The 16,050-nt window shown below is 48.1% G+C and carries 11 protein-coding genes; 4 read left to right on the top strand and 7 right to left on the bottom strand.

Annotated features, from left to right (window positions below):
- Window positions 1-25: 25 nt before the first annotated feature.
- From ACNKU3_RS05290 to ACNKU3_RS05275, 4 genes are all read right to left on the bottom strand, one after another.
- Entirely contained in the window at window positions 26-2,215 is a 2,190-nt protein-coding gene (locus tag ACNKU3_RS05290) for a hypothetical protein (RefSeq protein WP_418258374.1), read from the bottom strand.
- 120 nt (window positions 2,216-2,335) lie between these two features.
- On the bottom strand, window positions 2,336-3,670 hold the full coding sequence (locus ACNKU3_RS05285; protein ID WP_418258373.1) for an McrC family protein: 1,335 nt from the start codon (window positions 3,668-3,670) through the stop codon (window positions 2,336-2,338).
- A 43-nt stretch (window positions 3,671-3,713) separates the two neighbouring features.
- Window positions 3,714-6,971 carry an AAA family ATPase gene (locus ACNKU3_RS05280; protein WP_418258372.1) on the bottom strand — a complete coding sequence of 1,086 codons (3,258 nt, stop codon included), beginning with the start codon at window positions 6,969-6,971 and terminating at the stop codon, window positions 3,714-3,716.
- Complete coding sequence (locus tag ACNKU3_RS05275; RefSeq protein WP_418258371.1) at window positions 6,964-7,323, bottom strand: nucleotide pyrophosphohydrolase; 360 nt, start codon at window positions 7,321-7,323, stop codon at window positions 6,964-6,966. Before ACNKU3_RS05275 ends, ACNKU3_RS05280 begins: the two co-directional genes overlap by 8 nt.
- Before the next feature lie 198 nt (window positions 7,324-7,521).
- Here ACNKU3_RS05275 and ACNKU3_RS05270 point away from each other — a divergent pair, with 198 nt between their 5' ends.
- Window positions 7,522-7,896: an HIT family protein gene (locus ACNKU3_RS05270; RefSeq protein WP_418258370.1), complete on the top strand. Its 375-nt coding sequence runs from the start codon at window positions 7,522-7,524 to the stop codon at window positions 7,894-7,896.
- 56 nt (window positions 7,897-7,952) lie between these two features.
- On the top strand, window positions 7,953-8,792 hold the full coding sequence (locus ACNKU3_RS05265; RefSeq protein ID WP_418258369.1) for an endonuclease/exonuclease/phosphatase family protein: 840 nt from the start codon (window positions 7,953-7,955) through the stop codon (window positions 8,790-8,792).
- A 341-nt stretch (window positions 8,793-9,133) separates the two neighbouring features.
- Here ACNKU3_RS05265 and ACNKU3_RS05260 read toward each other — a convergent pair whose 3' ends face one another.
- Together ACNKU3_RS05260 and ACNKU3_RS05255 are read right to left on the bottom strand one after the other, a co-directional pair.
- Window positions 9,134-11,554, bottom strand: coding sequence for a thrombospondin type 3 repeat-containing protein (locus tag ACNKU3_RS05260; protein ID WP_418258368.1), 2,421 nt, complete (start codon window positions 11,552-11,554; stop codon window positions 9,134-9,136).
- A 301-nt stretch (window positions 11,555-11,855) separates the two neighbouring features.
- Entirely contained in the window at window positions 11,856-13,028 is a 1,173-nt protein-coding gene (locus ACNKU3_RS05255) for a helix-turn-helix transcriptional regulator (RefSeq protein WP_418258367.1), read from the bottom strand.
- A 771-nt stretch (window positions 13,029-13,799) separates the two neighbouring features.
- On the opposite strand from ACNKU3_RS05255, the gene ACNKU3_RS05250 reads away from it, so the two are divergent.
- A complete protein-coding gene (locus tag ACNKU3_RS05250; RefSeq protein ID WP_418258366.1) occupies window positions 13,800-14,306 on the top strand; it encodes a thermonuclease family protein in 507 nt (168 codons plus the stop codon).
- A gap of 141 nt (window positions 14,307-14,447) precedes the next feature.
- Here the strand turns inward: ACNKU3_RS05250 and ACNKU3_RS05245 are convergent, their stop codons facing one another.
- The gene (locus ACNKU3_RS05245; RefSeq protein WP_418258365.1) at window positions 14,448-14,645 is read right to left on the bottom strand and encodes a YHYH domain-containing protein; all 198 of its coding nucleotides are present in this window, start codon (window positions 14,643-14,645) and stop codon (window positions 14,448-14,450) included.
- Window positions 14,646-15,423: 778 nt separating this feature from the next.
- Here ACNKU3_RS05245 and ACNKU3_RS05240 point away from each other — a divergent pair.
- A complete protein-coding gene (locus ACNKU3_RS05240) occupies window positions 15,424-15,888 on the top strand; it encodes a hypothetical protein (RefSeq protein ID WP_418258364.1) in 465 nt (154 codons plus the stop codon).
- Window positions 15,889-16,050: the final 162 nt, after the last annotated feature.

Genomic DNA, 16,050 nt, shown 5'->3' with positions numbered 1-16,050 from the left:
TTACAGATATTTTTATTCATTTCGGTTAACCATTAAAATCGGAACCAGGTAAATTACGCGCAATTTTCCTTCCGTAACGTAACGAGACAGCAAACTTAGCGGCCGCACGAACAACTCGTCCAAATATAATCTCAGGAAAATATAGAGTTGTGATAAAGGTGATCAATGCGGTGAGCCATTGCACAAAAAGCGGCTTAATCACAACTACCGGCGTATCAATTGGTTCATCTATCGCTACATGCGTCAAATAATATGCAAGCACGGCAAAGAGCAGAGAAAGAAAAATCTTTGAGTAATACTCTGTTCTCGCAAACATCTGACGCGCATTATCGATATTCGTCTGTCGCTCATCATCAGCTGCCTGCTTAATCTTTTCGAAACTAAATTCAATTTCTGAAATTCTCGCTTTTAGCTTGTCTAGCTCTTCACTTTTTTTAGAGAGATCACCATGCAAACTCCTGTTTTCAAGTGATGAGTCAATTAGCTCGCGCTTCATCTTGTCTAGCTCAATTTGGTCCTCAAGCAATTGTTCCTTGCGTGCTTTGGAGGTTTCAACCTCGGACATTCCTCTAATTTTGTCGAGTTCGTTTTGAATTTTCTCAATTTCAGATTGTGACTCGGCCCTAATCGCTCTAAGGGCTTTCTCATAATCTTGTTTCGCATCCTCCTCGACACGCTCAGTTACTTTAATCATGGCTCTTTCAAAAACAGATGTAACGTTCTCAGGCGAAATTGTCTCGAAGTCACCACACGCCTCATCCATTAAAAAGTAAAGCGCTCTATCGTCTGTTATCATTCCTTCGTATAAGGCGCGTTTTTCTGGATCAACAGAGGACAGAAACTCTCGAATGCCCTCGAATAGATTGCGTCGATGCTGTACAACCCTATTGCAGTTACTTACTAGCACCAATGAAGAAACATCTTTCCCTTTCCCCCCAGCAATTATCCAGAGGAGCATAGCTAAATTCTTTTCCGTAAGCATTGGTGCTAAATCAGGTTTATTGAATATTCCTGCGTTATACAAGTATGTAGAAGCGCGCTGAACCAGTCTGCTATTTTTGGTTACAAAAAATGATTTTGATTCAGCGACATTTTGTATAGAGTCAAATCCATGATGAGAGACTACGTAGGAAATCATCAATGCATCATGCTCTAACGAGTCATGAATTCTGTAATGTCCCAAATGAGGCATTAAGCTATTTTTTAGACTTACTGCCCTTTGAGATGACTCCTTTGATGCTACTCCAACATATTGGTTGCCAAGACTAAACCCTTTCGACTCCAGGAGAGAGCTTACTCGATTCTGACAGGCTCTCACTTCAGCTACTTTTCCGGGATTTTGGAACAGATAACTATCTAAGTTAGATCTACGTGGTCCTCTATTTCTATAGTTTTCCAGAGAGTTTCTTATTATCGTACGAAGCTCTTCCAAATAAAAATCAGTAGTAGTTAAAACTCCACCTAATTCAACAATTTGTTCTGCGATTGTTCTTGAGCATGTAATTGAATAATCATCTGAAAAACCAAGTAGGTTTATCAAAATGGGGGCGTCGATGTAAAAGCATTTTCCATGAATATCTTTCTTATCAATACTAGGCTCTCGTAGGCTCAAGACCACTTCAGCTAATACGGCCCCAGAAAATGCCTCCTCTAAAAGAGTTTGATCGCGGCCAGATTCCAAATATACATTTTCTACAAATCTGGCAAATGCGTAATCCAGTTCTTGTCCTAATTGGCCTGACTGATTTTCACCGTCTCCATTTGTAGCAGAATCCTCAGTATCCAAACCATACCTAGCCAATCGAGACATGAACTCTGAGTCAAAATCAACATCACTTAAATCGCTCTTTAAACGTGATAATAGTTTCAAAGCAAATTCTTTAAAACGGATAAAGAGCCCTTCAAATTCCTCCTCATTGCTCTTATCTGTGGTGTCAATGGTCTTATATTTGTATTGTCGTAAATGTTCAGTAACATGCTCTTCAAGTAATCCGAATTCGGCCATCTTTGGTGCAAAGTCTTCGGCAACAAACGGATGCATTTTTATCCCATAAAACGTATCAACCTGATTACAGAAGTTTTCACTCGAGAAATATTTCCCCGAATTTTGAGCGACTATAGGGGCAAAAAGAGGCATAAGCCCTCGAAAAATGTCCCCGCTCCGGCCAAATTCCTCATGTATCATCGCGAAATGAAATAGGTGTTTACTATACATATTTTGCCATCTTTTCCAGAATTAAATATATTTCTATTGCTTTCCTAATGACCGTTAGCAATTTCTAGCTTTAACTAAAAATCTGAATCAGAGGGGGGTATCATTCGCTCCTGCCCTACTCTAGGCTGCTTGATCTGAGTGAGGCACAGAATTCGTACCTCTCCCATGCGGAACTGTTGTCGGTAGTAACGCTGGCACCGCGTCGCACCAGGCACCCGAAATCAGAACGCCCTTCTCTAAATCAAACGGCACCACCCATAGCACCAACTTCTCGCGAAAACGAAACGCAGGCAAGGGACTGCTAAAAAGCTGATACGCCGGATAGATCAGTAGGAGGTGCCCCTCGCCCTCAAGATATTTTTCACCGTAAGCCGCCAGCTGATAGAAATCCGCTTGGCTCAGCTCGTATTTTTCAGAGCTTGACGCCTTATTGCCATCGATGAGCTTCCATTTGGTATCCATGACTATACGGACATCGCACTGGTCATAGACGAGGTCCGGTTTCAGGCGAAACCAAGGCTGAGGTTCAGCAGCACCTTCGGGTTGGTGATGGACGAGGCTATGGCGTGAGACCTGCGTACGCAGCCGGCCCTGACCAGCCAACGATTGCCGGAATTGGCTGGCCACATAGCCCTCAAACAGTCGCTCCATTGGATAGAGCATCGCAATACCCCGATATTGCCCACGCTGAAAATCCGGATTGAGCTGTTCGAGGACAACCGAGCACCAAGGACGTATGGCGGCATAGTGGCGCATGAGCTTGTTATGGGCCCAGCGAGGCAGTTCTTTGAGCGGCTCACGGTAGGGCACAATCTCATTTAATTGATGTCGCAGCTCATTAGCCAGGCGCCAGTGTTCAGGTAGATGCGTGAGTCGCAGTACAATGTCGAGTGCATTGCGCAGTAATCGATTCTCTCGACGATTAGGGGTATAGAGCTGGTGTCGAATTTGAAAGCGGTGTTGTCGACTTGGTGGCTGTCTGAGCTGGCGCTCTAGCAGCAACCGGCCCCGTAAGTGCGTCGTCTCTTCTTCGACATCGAGATAATCAAAGCGTAGCCCTCGACGGACCAACTCCTTCAGTTCGCTCAAATAACAACCAATCACCCATTCATGAAGCGGGTCGTCACTGCGCTCAAGGACCGCTGCGTCAGCTTCGCGGGGCGATAGAGCCGAAGTGGCTGCCAACATTCTCCGTAACAAGGTACGCGACCTTTTCAGCGTTGCGTCTGAAGGGACTCGCTGCTCGGTTTTTGGCAGAATTTCGATGCCCTCACCTGCTGGGCTCTCTAAGTAGCCGACATAATTCTCAAGGCGCAGGGCTCGCCGATTCACTAACCTTAGAAGCGCCCCCTCCCCCTTCCAATGTCCTTGCAACTCCAACAACCAATCAAAGGTAGCTTTTTCTACTACAGCTGTGTCGATGTCAGGGCGGCGGCTGGTGTCGTAGGTCACCATGCCGTACTCTCGGACCGTATGACATCGACGTGGCTGCATAGTACTAGAGAATTCCCTGGTACGCTGCAGCGCTCAAAAACGCGCCTTGATTGATACGGTTCCGCCGATCCATCACTTGCTCTTGCGTATCACCCGGGAAAAGATCTGCGACCGATTTCGAGCCCCCTATCTGGATGAACTTGTCACCCTCAGCTTTTTGGCCATCATTTAGGACCCAGGCGATACGCTCCCAATCATCAAAAAAGTACTCCTGTAACAGGGGCAAAATTGCGTGTTGGAATACGCGGCTAAGTTCCTCCGCCCTATCCGCCTCTGTAGAACGCGTAGCTATATCCATAAAATAGCTGTGTCCAATGAGATGGTCGCGGTCTAGCAAGACTTCAATACGCTGATTGATAATATCCAGCATCTCTCCAAGATCGACACCGTGAACTTTGGTCCCCAAAAGGAGCTCCATCCGAGGCGGCATCTCTTTAAAGACAAAGCGCCGTCGCAGCGCTATATCAATTTGTGCGAGGGATTTGTCAGCCGTATTCATCGTGCCGACTACGTACAGATTGTCGGGCACCGCAAACGGCTCTTTCGAATAGGGCAGCACGACTTCCCTTTCATCGTTGGCGCCGATCCGCTTGCTGGGCTCCAATAACGTAATGAGCTCTCCAAACACCCGGGCTACGTTACCGCGGTTGATTTCATCGATAATGAGAACATAATTAGGCTTCATCTCCGGCGAGGCCGGCGAGCCTCCGATCGGGTGCCCCCCCTCTTCAAGAGCCTTCGCGAGACTATCCCAGCTGATGCGATTGAGCTTACAAAACGTTTTTACGGGAAGTTTCTTTTTTCTGTTGAATTTAAGAATATTCAGATCGAGATCAGTCGCAAGCCAGTTAACCTTGCGGACCTGAGGGTAATTGGGCTCAACATGACCTTCGAGACTATTGTCGTACGAGTAGTCGGATGTCACGATACCAATAGCTTGTATAGTTTCTTTCGATTTCAAACACAAAAATACATCGCCAATTTTTACCGTCTCCGTGAATTGCTCAATGTCATGGCGATTCACGTCCTTCATCGTATCCCATGCCGCCTTCGCTGCATCTGTTCTGTCTTCGTAAGGAATCGTTAAATCACCGAGCTTATTCCACCCGACCCTTGCTTCCCCGTGTTCGAAGCAATAGTTACGGAGTTCGGTCTTACCGACCGGACCGATAGAAATTTTCCAGATGGTCGGCTCATCGGCGAGGCCAGGCGTCGAATGAACGCCGACTGACTGGCCTGCCCGATCCACAATGTGTTTGAATACACCAGGCTCGAGGTCATAGCGGAGCCCTCCGGTTTCCTCATCCGTATTAGCTCGGATGCCCTCCACAAAGTCCTCATAGCCAAAACTTTGGTGAAATGTGGTGAAAACAATCCTCTCCTCGTCCACTAGCGCCTGGTAACGATCAAAAATCGCCTTCGTAAACTGGTCGCCAGAAAGGGTTGTTTTGGCATGTTCAAACCACGCCGGATCAGCAATCTTCACCGCGATTTCACGAGTGATATAAGTCTTACCCGTCCCAGGAGGCCCATACAGGATTTGGTTTAGTGGCTCATCTGTCATAACCGGCTCCGGAGATTTCGGCTCGGGTTTATCGGAGTAGCTGGGATCGATATAGGACGCTAACGCGTCGAACGTCGCTTTATCGAGGGGGCGTATAGCGTGCTGCACGTTGTAGTTAGGTACCGTCTGGACTAACGCCTTCAGTTCATCGGTTAGCGGCTTTTCGGGAATCGACGAAGTCCACGCAGAATAGTCATTTGCAAAGTGGGTATTGCCATCAGCGCCCTTCCCTAAGTCTTCACCCATCGCCATCGTGCCGTGGCCGAGCAACAGTACTTGCCCATTAACTTTCCGGTCGACAATAATCTTCCCGCCTTCCAGTAATCGCCGACTATTCGGCACCCGATTGTGGTAGGCATAGCGCTCGCCCAGCTTATCGCCATAACTCGTATCTGAATTTGATCGAATAAGGAAGTAATGCATCGGTGAAAACCAGGTATCTTCGATGTGCTGGAGTACCCTCGCGCGCACATCGGGCTTTTGAAGGATGTCCCAGAATGCGCCTTTGAGCGTGGCAAACCGGACGCGCTCTACCAGTTGTGACTGCGAAGGTGTGCTTGTTATCGGTTGGCTTGGTTGGTGGTAAGCAAGCATCCACAACAGATCGCTGGCAAGGTGGAAATATGCCATGGCCGCTTGAGTCGCTTCTCCTTCAATACTACGCCGCTCAAAGATAGAGAGCACTATTGGGAGCAGTGTCTCAAAGGTGAATTCGTTTGTCTTAAGTACACCGCCTTCGATGCCGCGAATCACGGCTTCGAGGGTTGCAGGTTTATACAGCTTTACATCAGATCCAGAGCGATCTACGCGCAAGGCAGAAATCGCAGCTTTCAGCGCGTTTTCAGTTTCGGCAGGCGAGTCCAACAGAATGACGTTGCGCCGTTCAGTATCACACCAGAGCCGGTCACCCTGTAACCAAGTGGTACCTATAGCAACAGTGCCCTGAACTTCGGCAAAGGGTATACGCCCACCCGCCTCTTTTGCCCGACCGATAGCCGTTTCGTACGATGAGAAGGTGACCGTAGCTGGCGCATTAGCGTCGATACGTTCTACTTGGGCGCGCGACTCGTCTACCTCGGACACAAAGTATTGCTGGCCTCGTTGAAGGCTTTGGAAGACGACGCCTGCTTCCTTATAGCGCGACAGAATCGCTTTGAACTGCAACGCATCGGAGACCGGATCTACGAGGGACTGCTGGATGAAGCGCTCAACCGACCCAAAATCCTGTTCAATCTGACCAATCTTCGCATCAGAGATCGGCACGAACCCCATGTACTGTTGGGAGAGGTACTGGTTGACAGCCGAGAGCGGCACCTCGATCTTCGTGGGCTTAGTTAGGAAGTACATGTACTCCCACGTGCGACCCTCGGGGTCGGTACTCCAGACAGTCTCCGCTGCTGCCGGGTTGTGGTGCTTCTCGATAACCTGAGCAACATAATGGTAGGTGCTGTCGAAGACACACAGTACCCAGTCACCTGGCGCCATCAGCTCCCAGTTTGGGATATTGCGTGCTCCCGGTACCGCCCCCCAGGCATACAGCCCTACCTGCTGATGGAGCTGCTCTAGAGACTGGGCAGCCTCCCCGTTAAAGCAGTGGCTAATTTTTGGCCAATCAATCGGTTTACGGATTGAATCATCGAGATGAGCTCTCGCTGCGGCATTGCCAGCCGTGAACACAAATAATCGGTGCTCAGGCATCGTCGTCCTTCCCAAGCTGGGTGTACTTCAGCGCCTTGCCTTTGGCTTGGTCGACTGGATATTTCTCGGCATTGACCTTGATCTTGTCGCGCGCAGCCTGGAGGAGGTCAATATTGAGCAGGTCACAGAGCCGAATCAGGTAATTGAGGACATCGCCCGCCTCTTCCTCGACCTGCCGACGCTGCTCATCCGAAAGGGAAAAGCTCTGCTCCTCTGAGAGCCACTGAAAGATCTCCATGAGTTCAGCGGCTTCGACCCCGAGCGCCATGACAATATTCTTTGGGGAGTGGAACTGCTCCCAGTCACGCTCCGAAGCAAATCGCCTCAGCTCCTTGGCAATATCCTCGACCATTACCCCGACCCAAATTAATCTCAATTAATCAGATAGTTAGAGACTATCGATGTTGGTATTTTTAACAACAGCTTTCCAGTATAGCCAACCTGGCTTCCTTTTGGTCAATGTGCTTTGATTTCTGTGACGAAGTGCCAGCTGTCTACGAGCGTTCAACACATACCTGGCACCAAATGACCGCTACCAACTGGTGAAATTATGACCAACTGCCCGTTCTGTACCATCCCAAAAGACCGGTTAGTGATCGAAAATGATCTGGCGTTTGCCATTGAGGACGGTTACCCAGTGACACCTGGCCACGCTCTGGTCATTCCAAAACGCCATGTAGTGGATTACTTTGGACTGAGCACGGAGGAGTTGCTCGCCTGCCACGCGCTCGTACATGAGTTGAGGACACTGTTACTCGACAACGATGAGACCATCGCAGGCTTTAACCTCGGCATGAACGCTGGGGAAGTTGCAGGGCAAACAGTATTTCATTCGCATATTCACGTGATACCTCGACGGGCTGGGGATGTCACCAGTCCACGAGGTGGGATTCGTCACTTGATTCCAGGTAAAGGGGGCTACTAGACCTGCTGCGACACTAGAGTACACACACCTATGGAGTCGTCCGATCGTGTAAGGCCTTGAGCGCTTCCAATATAAAGGAGAGCAACCTGAAACTGGTCAGTTGGAACATCAATCGCCAAAAGCGTGCTTGGGATGTGCTCGCTAATTCTCAGTACGATATAGCATTGCTACAGGAAGCCGTGCCGCCACCTCGACACCTGCTCGATCGCATTGAGGTCAACCCCGGAGTGTGGACAACCGCCGGCACCAAGACGCGCAATTGGAGAACCGCCATCGTAAGACTCACGGAGAATGTGCGTGTAGAGTGGATCAATTCGAAGCCATTGGCGGAAGCGACTCAAGGAGAGATTCCGACCAGTCGAATGGGTACACTTGCAGGCGCACGGCTCTACTGCGACCAGGCCAACTCCCTCACTATATTTTCGTGTTATGCGGCTTGGGAGCCACACCACAAGGGGTCGACACAGCTGTCTGATGCGTCTGTACACCGCTTAATCAGCGATATATCAGGCTTTCTTGGACGCGGGGAGAAAGTGCTATTGGCGGGTGACTTTAATATTATGAACCGGTATGGAGAACATGGGAGTAAACACTGGGGCGAGCGATACGCGTCGGCATTCGATCGATTAATGGCACTAGGACTGGAATTTTTAGGCCCTCAGTTTCCAAACGGTCGCAAAGCCCTACCCCACCCCGCGGAGCTGCCAGTAGACAGCTTGGATGTCCCCACCTACTACCCTCGGCAAAGAGACCCGGCAGGGGCTACCCGCCAAATCGACTTTGTGTTCGGTACGTCAAATATTGCGGGACGGGTTCGAACAAAAGCACTGAATGAAATAGATAAATGGGGGATGAGTGATCACTGCCAAGTCAGTATCGATTTTAGCGAGGCTTGAGCAGTACCACCCAAGGGGTGCCGTTGAAGCGCCGCCTCGCAGAGCTTCTCTCGTAGTACATATCCCTGCAGTCACCACCCGCCAAATGTACGATGTTTAACTGAATTTGTACCCTGGAGGGCTGATACTATGAACATATGCACAAGACCCTATGATTGTTCATCATTGGTTCAGGCACTCGGCTAGTTTGACCGGTTGAACTCACATCTAGAAGCGGAATGGTTCAACACAGTTTGAAAATAAATTGTACTTATTTGAGGCATACATTTCACAAATCAGTACTAAGAGGGGGATACCCCACTCCTGACCTGGTTATCACAGGCATTATCTAGCTATAGCAATTACGGTGCTTTACCACACTCACTTGCAACTGCATCACTCTGCAACGCATCTTTCTCTGCTTCCGTTATAAGGCCAGCTTTAATAAAACTTTGTAATGCTTTCGCATGGCAGGATGCATATTTGCCTTTGTTCCGCCATGGTATGGAGTGGCCCATTGGCGCTACGCATGGGCATAGTTGATTGACACTACAACCCGCTGAGTCAACCTGATCCTCGATCATCGTGAACTCACACTCGTCCTGAGAATTGCCAAGTCCGTCGCCATCCAAATCTTCATCACAGGCGTCGCCTACCGCATCGCCATCATAATCGGCCTGTGATGGATTTGCTGTGATGGGGCAGTTATCCGCATCGTTAGGCACACCATCAGAGTCTAGGTCGACGTCACAAACGTTACCGCGACCGTCACCATCATCATCGGACTGATCCTGATTAGGTGTGAAAGGACAATTATCCTCTTCATCGAGAACGGTGTCGTTATCATCGTCTAGATCGCACGCGTCACCGAATCCATCAAAATCTGCGTCGTCTTGCGATAGATTTGATATTGCCGGGCAGTTATCAAGTTCATCAGCGACACCATCATTGTCATCATCAATATCACAAACATTTCCTATACCATCTAGGTCACTATCGACCTGATCAGTATTCTCAGCGATTGGGCAGTTATCAATTTGATCTTCAATACCATCGTTATCATCATCCGGATCACAAGCGTCGAGAATTCCGTCTGCGTCATTATCTGCAGCGCCCTGCGAACATTCATTGTCTGAATTGACAGTAATCGGCGCCATGTAGAATTCAAGCGGTTCGTTGCCGGTAAACGTCAAATTTGTAACAAAACCGGCAGGGTCAATTGGATCAACTGCTGCTTCTACTTCGATACCACGCAATTGGAATTGTTGCACCCCCCCGCCAAATTCGCGTATAAAATCGAAATAGATTCCCGTTTGAATTTCAATATCTGCGTCGACATAGGAATCTGAATTTACTTCATAGAGCCACAGATCAAATATCCCATCTCCGTAATCGAAAGGAATTTCTACCCCGCCAAAGAGCATTTCTTGTCCCGCGGTACTATAGGTATAGCCGACTGCGACTTCGGGGTCTACGGCCACTACTCGCCGGACGCAACAAGGAACAGACCCAATCGGAGGATTCGGAAATTGTGGTGAAGGAACCCAGGCCCATGGAGGAATCACGCCAGGCGTGAACACGAATCCCCCACCGGGGAGAAGATCTGGAAGTAGCGGATTAGAGGGATCTGATCCGACCGAATTGAGTACGGCAACATCGAAACTGCCGTCTTCGAACTGGACGGGGATGGCTATTTGTCCTGCATCATTGAGCGCAATTGCGTAATCGTTTGCGGGAAGAATGCCTACCTGGGATACAACTCTACCATCGATTGTATCGCCAACTTCTAGTAATGCTTTTGAAGTTCCATCTGGAGCGAGCAAGTACGCAGTATGTGGCGCAAAGAAGCCACCACCACTAATGTAGGCGATTTCACCGAAGTTATTGATAGAGAGTCGCGACCATATGTCATCAAGGCCGCTTGCGATAACTCGTGCGCCTCCTGATCCGTCCTGAGTCCAAATCCGACTAGCATGTATGTAAGCGATGTCTCCATTATCATTAACGTCTAACTGTCCGATTCTGAGAACACCTAAAAATCCGTGCTGCGAAGACGCCTGAATTTCAAGTTGGAGCCCCGCTAAGTCGGAGAATTTATAGATACCTCTCAACAATGAGTCAGACTTATCGATGCCAAAAAAGACAACGTCATCGCGGTTGTTGATTTTAACGGGTGAATTTAACTGTACGCTTACATAGGAATCGAAAGGCACGATGATTGTGGGGTCTACCCCCCCGGGCGCCCTCACAATCACCAGAGACTGGTTGGCCGTATTGCGTGCCATATATGCTGCTACGCGGGCTTGGTTAAGATCGCAATCCGGACCTACAGGAAGGCTATAGCCCTCAAGTACACCTCCTGGCACATTTGAGCCGTGACTAAGCGCATCCGAAACTGCCGTTATACTGGCATACGCTTGGCCCTCCGCACCGGACAGCGGCGTCAGTACCTCGCCATTATTGTTGATCGGGCGACACACCGGAGGCCAAAACGAGGCTGTGAATATTTCACCACTGGGCAGATTCATACTTATGCCAGTTGTGAATTCCTGTCGATCGTCCCCATCAGTTACTCCCAAATTTACACCGCCAAAGGCGGTATAGGTGACTTCTCCGTGGATATTCATATCGTGGAAACGCCACATATTTCCATACAATTCAAGGACATAACCTTCAGCGAGGCCATAGGCTGGATTACGTGCCGTCATTAGCATGGTGAGCAAAAATGCCATTCTCCAAGTAACTATATGCCTAAGGGATTTGCTCAACTTTAGGATATTCATAGAAGTCACTCGAGTAGGCCTTCGGCTTATCAAAATAGTATCAACCGAATACACAGAACAAGATCATATTGATCGGGTTCACTAATATATGAGTTGATACTTCAGTGATATGTGCAATGCGATACGTCTAACCAGTTTCTGATCGGCTCATTGTTGCCGTAAGCTACGGATTTAGCATGCACCAGATGGTGTACGCTGAATATATTTTTTAGCGGGTGATGTCGCTACACAATTTGAAAATAGACGGAAGTAATCCACCTATTCTAGTGAGTACTACAGTCGGGCCTTTAGATCTGAAATCTTATCGATATTCATGATCGAAATTGAGAGAAAGTATTAAGCACGCTAGCTCACTTTGTCTTGAAGTGTCTGTTTTCGAGAAGACGCGTTTCACAACTGTCCTGGAAGTCGCCAGTGAATGGGACAAGTGAATTGCACTTTGCTCCAACGACATTCCGCGGGCGATATTTATTGCGACTCTCGCCTCTGTGTCTGTTAACCCAAAGAGCTTATTCAGCACACGAATTGAAACTCCAAGTTCTTTAGATGGGTCACAAAGGAATACCAAGCAAGCCGGTCGACCAACAACTTGAGTGTTACAATCCATACGCAATGGATAAGCGAAGACAGTTAATGACTTTTTACCGGCTGAACTAGGCACTCTAATTGCGTTGGGGATGTGCAATGATGTTTTGGCGATGCCCGCGGCTACAGCACTGGAAACTTGATGCTTTAGTTTTCTCGATAGGTTATTTTCGGTACAGTCCAATTGCCCCTTTCGAATCAATATTCCAATGCTGCTATTAACAATTTTCGTCCCAGCACTATTTAAAAATACCACCTTACAACTCGAATCAATGATAGCGACACCATAGGCCTGAGCGTCCAGAGCCAGCCATGCCGCATCTCGATCTAACCTCAGCCCCTGTAGCTTGGATCTAATCCTGTAGGCTTGGACGATATGTCGAGACAGAATACTAAGTAGATACTTTTCATTGTCAGGTAATAGGCCTCGGTTCTTGTCTCTGGTAAAAGAAAAGGACGTAAGTGACTGAGGTCCGACTTGAGCTATTACCGCCAGATGATCCAACCAGCCATGTGGTACAAAAAATTCATCAAAATACTGAGTAGCGACCCAATCCTTAATTGGCATAAAGCTCTCTGAGTACATTATTGCTCCGTCATGCACAAGAGACTTTTCAAAAGATATTGTTGGAAGTGGATTGATCGACGAGAGCTCACTATTATAAAAGCTCACCAGACTCCTCAGATCATTTTTGTTATTTTCATACTCTTTAGCATATGCGTCAGAAAATTGGCTAGTGCCGTCCACTAGGTTGACTATTTGTTTTGCACCAAGACTAAAGCCAAACGCACCATTCATTTTTTTAATGAAATCAGAATCGCCTTCGTGAGTAGACACACCCAGGTACAGTGAATCGACTATCTCAATAATCTTCTGATCTGGAGTCATGATGCAATCCTAGCGTCTCATGAGGCGACCTACATAATCCAACCAGAGGGGGTCCTCAGCAAATAGAATCGGGTCTTTATATGCGCACGTCAAATTACAGCGAGCAGATGTTTATAAAACCTTTCTTCAGGTTATAAGCAACATTGCACTTATTTCGTTTCCTAACTATCGAATGGCATATCTATGGCATTGCGAAAAAATTGGAGAACAAACTCTGAGTCTTCATACGACTAAGCCAGAGTACAGGCTTTTCCGACAGACAGTTGATGCATCAATTAATGCCTATACAAATCCACGGCGCTCTTAAATAATCTACCCCTTCCTCTCCGCGAGTTCATTCTTTCGATATACACATACTACCCAAATCGCGGAATTAAGCGACACTCTAAGCAACGACGCGAATGAACATCATGCAAGTCTACATATCTCATGATCCTCGATCATTGGGTCCGTTAGGAAATTAGGTTGGTACAGTACAAAAGTGAGCATTACTGGTATTCAGATGAAATATATACAATAACTTTCCTGGTAGCATACATAGTGATTTCCATCTATTTCGATCAATAGATGATCAACTGTTCAAAAAGCAGTTAACCTGGCTGTTATGGATGACACCAGTGACATACTAACTGCCTCGTTGTACGCGGCACTCGAGCGTCTCGAAGAACTTGACTCCTCGGCCGCCTCAGAATATTGGTTTCAAGAAATTGAGAGACATCTTGAATTAGTCTTAGAATCTCATACACAGCCCTATCACCAGAGAACGTTACATTGAACAGATTTTTACCCTTCCTCATATTACTGCTCGTCTCCCCCACTTTTGCCGATATTGGCGGTCGGGTTGTTGCTGTCACTGATGGAGACACTATCAAGGTCCTTGATGAATCAAATACACAACACAGAATCCGATTGAGTGGTATAGATGCGCCAGAGCGCGGCCAACCCTTTGGGACTGCTTCCCGAGACCATCTGGCAGACCTCGTAGCCGGAAAGATGGTCAAAATTGAGGCTACCAAAACTGATCGGTATGGCAGGACTATCGGCAAAGTTTGGGTCCAGCCCAATGACTGCCCTTCCTGCGGGTTAACACTTGATGCCAACCTTGCTCAGGTCACCGCAGGTATGGCCTGGTGGTACCGGTATTACAGATCTGAACAAACACCCCAAGACCAAGAGAGGTATGAGTCTGCAGAGGATGAGGCGAAAGGCCGAAAATGGGGCTTGTGGTCTGACCCTCATCCAATAAATCCCTATGACTGGCGTAAAGGCAAACGTTAGTATCTATCTCTATCTCGCTAAGAGAACTCGTTTAATATTACAGAAAGCCGCCCACCACCCCTGGCCTAGGAGTGGTTTTCGCATGTTGTACTTGCGTAGCTCTAAGGTGGAGATAGCCCCTCACGGGGGGCTCTTGTGGCGTTAACGGTGGTAGTGATATCCGGTACAGAGACCTTTTTCCTTAGACTTTGCCGAACAGTTATGCCCTCCTCTACTATCTAGGCCGCCACCGTGGCTGTTGACAGTTGGATCGTCGTGATTGTGATCTTCTATCGCCACGCCGAAAGCAACACCACTCGCCACTACAGTTAACAGAACGGTAAAAAGTGTCTTTTTCATTTTTGAATCCGCCGTATATTTGATCGATCCGTATTCGTCCTAAACCGGACACCAATATGAAACCAGGCTTACTACTGACAATCAATTACGACATGTTACAGATGTGAACTTGGACACATGTGACAAACAACCTGGCGACTCTTGTAGAAGATCGACGGCATCCGGTTTAGCTGGCCAAAATTCAACTAGCTCTTACTCATATGAGCGGCAATCATTCGGTTTCCGTGCCCCTTCTTTGGCAAAGTAACTAGAGTGTGCAGCTGCAGTGTGAGCTCAATGTCCGCTTCCACCTCATAGGCGACTTTATCTAAGCAGGTATAGGGCGAGCTAAAAGAGTGCTTTGTGCCAGACGCCAAACTTTGCTTCGATCACAACTGCCCTAGAACTGCATGGGCATTCATTTCCTAGACCGACATAAGTTGTACCAACGGGGACTTTGATTGTAGTGTTCTATCGAAGCATCCATTCGATCAAGCCAGAAGGAGCCATCGCATGGGCAAGTTCATGGAAAAAATGGTGAAAAAGGCCCTGCCAGCTCACCGAAAACGCCAAGCTAAAGCACTGCGCGAACGCCGCTCTCGCGTGTGGACCTGCCCTGACTGCAAGATCGACTTTAAACCTCCACAGACAAACCGGGTGCCAGGCTATCCCATCTGTCCGAAATGCGGTAGGGACTGTGATGTGGAACCAGAGGATTTACTCTGAAAATCTATAAGGCTTTTTGTACATAACGGCCTGAGATACGATGCCAGGAAGATAACTGACAAGGAATATGCCCTTGAGCATTATGGGATTCAATCCGGTTCAATGGAATTACGCCAGCGAGTTTGAAAATGGAGGCCACTCTCAAAGGCTGACCATGCTTGGCGTCAGCATTGCTGTGTGGAACCATAATGAGCCTGTTGACGTTCAGCTAGACGTGTTCAGGTCTGAAAATGAAGTGGCTCCGCCCTACGGCGAAATCAAGCCAGGAGTCCTCTCTATTAATATCCAGATCAAGGCGACCGCCGCAGCGTTTGACACGCTGAAGCAAAGCCTGATCGATGCCGTAAAGGCGGTCGAACTGACTCCGCAAATTAGGCTTGAAGTCACTGGTCTGACTCGTGCTGCCGACGGCTTCGGGTGGTATTGGCCCGAAGGTACTGCACTAGCAGTCGACAAGTGGTCATTTCACATCTTTACGCCAAGCGACCCTTCAACGAGGGTAGGTCGGATAATGGATTTTGGCATTCGCATGGAGTAAGCCAACTCACATCCCCACCTTCACAATGGGAGCTTCCGCTCCTAGGCGAAAGCGGACATTATCCAAAAATCAGAAAGAGCCCATGACCGGCCATCATTTGCTCCAGAGTAAATCTTGTGGCTTGCGACACGCTAATGATCGATTTCATTGGTCAGTTCCATG

The organism is Haliea sp. E17 (assembly GCF_048323675.1).
Classification (GTDB): Bacteria; Pseudomonadota; Gammaproteobacteria; order Pseudomonadales; family Halieaceae; genus Mangrovimicrobium.
The sequence above is the reverse complement of the archived record's forward strand: the minus strand, read 5'-3'. Positions and strand labels throughout refer to the sequence as shown.

What these genes read in the sequence shown, in the direction of transcription:
- ACNKU3_RS05290 (WP_418258374.1), bottom strand. Translation starts at nt 2,215, where the DNA reads ATGTATAGTAAACACCTATTTCATTTCGCGATGATACATGAGGAATTT.
- ACNKU3_RS05280 (WP_418258372.1), bottom strand. Translation starts at nt 6,971, where the DNA reads ATGCCTGAGCACCGATTATTTGTGTTCACGGCTGGCAATGCCGCAGCG.
- ACNKU3_RS05260 (WP_418258368.1), bottom strand. Translation starts at nt 11,554, where the DNA reads ATGAATATCCTAAAGTTGAGCAAATCCCTTAGGCATATAGTTACTTGG.
- ACNKU3_RS05270 (WP_418258370.1), top strand. Translation starts at nt 7,522, where the DNA reads ATGACCAACTGCCCGTTCTGTACCATCCCAAAAGACCGGTTAGTGATC.
- ACNKU3_RS05245 (WP_418258365.1), bottom strand. Translation starts at nt 14,645, where the DNA reads ATGAAAAAGACACTTTTTACCGTTCTGTTAACTGTAGTGGCGAGTGGT.
- ACNKU3_RS05255 (WP_418258367.1), bottom strand. Translation starts at nt 13,028, where the DNA reads ATGACTCCAGATCAGAAGATTATTGAGATAGTCGATTCACTGTACCTG.
- ACNKU3_RS05275 (WP_418258371.1), bottom strand. Translation starts at nt 7,323, where the DNA reads ATGGTCGAGGATATTGCCAAGGAGCTGAGGCGATTTGCTTCGGAGCGT.
- ACNKU3_RS05285 (WP_418258373.1), bottom strand. Translation starts at nt 3,670, where the DNA reads ATGGTGACCTACGACACCAGCCGCCGCCCTGACATCGACACAGCTGTA.